Source organism: Sphaerochaeta sp. UBA5836 (assembly GCF_002432845.1).
Lineage (GTDB): Bacteria > Spirochaetota > Spirochaetia > Sphaerochaetales > Sphaerochaetaceae > Sphaerochaeta.
The window spans coordinates 1-2,340 of the sequence record NZ_DJGW01000117.1 but is presented as its reverse complement, the minus strand read 5'-3'; the positions used below and the strand labels follow the sequence as shown (position 1 = coordinate 2,340).

Below are 2,340 nucleotides of genomic sequence, written 5' to 3'. Positions count from 1 at the left end.
TATGGCAAAAAATATCCAGCTGATCGCCGAGAGAGTCAGGCCGTTGCCGGCAGCCTTCTTGGCTGCAGCCAAGTCTTTGGCACCGAGTTTTCTGGACAAGAGTGAATTCACCCCGATCGAGGTTCCAACGCTGACTGCTATCAGGAGGTTTTGAAGCGGAAACGCCAGGGTGACTGCTGTCAAAGCTGTTTGGCTGTAGTGTGAGACAAACATGCTGTCCACGATGTTGTAAAACGCCTGGACCAGCATGGAAAGCATGATGGGAAAGGACATGGACAGAACGAGTGAGGGGATTGGTTTCACCCCCATTTTATTTTCTTGCAAGGCTTGCATGGGTTTTCCTTATGCTCCGAGGTATCAGAGAGTGTAGTAATACCACAGCCGCCTTATAGAGTAAAGTATCCTGTACCTTATTGGTTTTCCATGAATGACTTGATTTCTTCCTGTCCTTTCCGCTCATCCACCCGCTTGAGGAGTATGAATCCGAGTGCGAAAAGCGCAACCAAGCTGATGATGCCTGAACGGACATTTCCGGTGACCAAGGTGACAATGCCCATAAGAAGCGGGCCGATGATTGCGGCAAATTTACCGAGCATGTTGAAAAAGCCGAAGAATTCTGCAGAGCGCTCCTTGGGGATGAGCCGGGTGTAATACGACCGGGAAAGAGCCTGGATGCCGCCCTGAAAAAGTCCGATGACTATTGCCAGCAGGTAGAAGTGAAGGGGGGTGGTCATGAAGTAGCCGAGGATGGCAATGATGGTATAGGCGCCGATTGCAACCTGAAGGGCCTTCTTCACGCCAATCTTGTTGCCGAATGAAGAATAGAGCAGGGCGGAAGGAAAGGCGACGAACTGGGTGATCAAGAGGGCGATGATCAGCGATTCACTGGGGAAGTTGAGGCTGGTTCCATAGTTGACGGCCATCCTGATGATGGTATCCACTCCATCGATGTACAGCCAGTATGCGACCAAAAAGAGTGCGATGGTCTTCAATTTTCTGAAGCTTCTCACAGTATTGATGGTAATATTCAGTCCTTTCTTTACCGCCTCCCGAGCCCCCAGTACCTGTTTGGATTTCTCTTCCTTTACGAAAAAAAGCAAGGGCAGGGTGAAGACTGTCCACCAGATGCCGACTATGACGAAGGATGCCTTTATCGCACTTTCCTGACTGGCGAAACCAAACCAAGAGGGGTTGAGATACATCAACACATTGACCAAGAAGAGCAGGCCGCCTCCGATATAGCCAAGGCTGTATCCAAGCGAGGAAACATAGTCGACTTTCTTCTCGGAAGCTACGAAGGGCAGCAGAGCATCGTAGAAGGTATTGGCACCGCTGAAACCTACGACGGCAAGGGAGTAGAAGAGGACCGCCATCGGCCAGTTGCCCATCTGCAGGACATAGAGGCTTGCCGTCATCACCGAACCGAGGAGTGCAAAAAATGCAAGCAAGCGTTTCTTGTAACTTCCCCAATCTGCTATGGCACCGAGAAAGGGTGCCAGCAGGGCGACGATGAGAGAGCCGAGGGAATTGGCTGCGCCCAGGTAGAAGGTGCCTTGTTCACTGCTGGACCCCACGGCCCAATATGCGCTGAAAAAGACTGGAAAGAAGCCCGCCATGACGGTGGTTGCGAAGGCGCTGTTCGCCCAATCGTAACAAGCCCAAGCCAAAATCGACCGTTTTGAGTCCTGCATGATTTCCTCTTGTACGTAGAGTAGCAGTGAACAGGCTTTCTGTCATGTATTTTCGCTTTGGCAGGGTTCACTTGCACAACAAGCTATCCTTCAATACAATACGCACTTAGACATCTCTAGCAAGGTGGGAGGTTACCCCCATGATCGTGTGTAAATTCGGCGGAAGCTCGGTTGCTGAAGCCAAACAAATAATGAAAGTAAAAGCAATTGTTGATGCCGACCCGGACAGACAGATAGTAATTGTTTCAGCACCGGGCAAGCGAAACAAGGATGATGAAAAAGTTACCGACATGCTTTACAACTGCAACGCCATGGTGCAGCAAGGCCACTCCTGTCGTGAACTCTTCAAGAAAGTTGCCAATCGCTATACCAGCATCCTCAATGAATTGGGAATGGACCAGAAACCCTTTCTGCCGATTTTGGATGAAGTGAGACAGATGATTGATGCCGGCTATGGCGCTGAGTATGCTGCAAGCCGCGGGGAATATCTGTGCGCCCGGATGATTGCAACCTATTTCGGCTGGACGTTTCTCGATACCGATCCGCTGATCGTCATCAAGGACGACGGCACCGTGCATGAAGATACGTATCAAAATCTGAAAAAAGTCCTGAAAAAGGGAGAGAAGTATATCGTACCCGGTTTCTATGG

Annotated in this window: 2 protein-coding genes and 1 pseudogene; 1 reads left to right on the top strand and 2 read right to left on the bottom strand. The window is 50.3% G+C overall.

Annotation, left to right across the window (positions count from 1 at the left end; translation table 11 throughout):
• Both B3F49_RS12305 and B3F49_RS12300 read right to left on the bottom strand, forming a co-directional pair.
• Positions 1-333 (bottom strand): MATE family efflux transporter (locus B3F49_RS12305; protein ID WP_293911448.1); only part of this gene is annotated, 333 nt, incomplete at its 3' end.
• A 77-nt stretch (positions 334-410) separates the two neighbouring features.
• The gene (locus B3F49_RS12300) at positions 411-1,691 is read right to left on the bottom strand and encodes an MFS transporter (RefSeq protein ID WP_293911446.1); all 1,281 of its coding nucleotides are present in this window, start codon (positions 1,689-1,691) and stop codon (positions 411-413) included.
• Positions 1,692-1,831: 140 nt separating this feature from the next.
• Here B3F49_RS12300 and B3F49_RS12295 point away from each other — a divergent pair.
• Positions 1,832-2,340: pseudogene (locus B3F49_RS12295) on the top strand (aspartate kinase); the annotation flags it as partial.

Bases quoted from the DNA above. Each gene is read 5' to 3' on its own strand.
- B3F49_RS12300 (WP_293911446.1), bottom strand. From the start codon at position 1,691: ATGCAGGACTCAAAACGGTCGATTTTGGCTTGGGCTTGTTACGATTGG.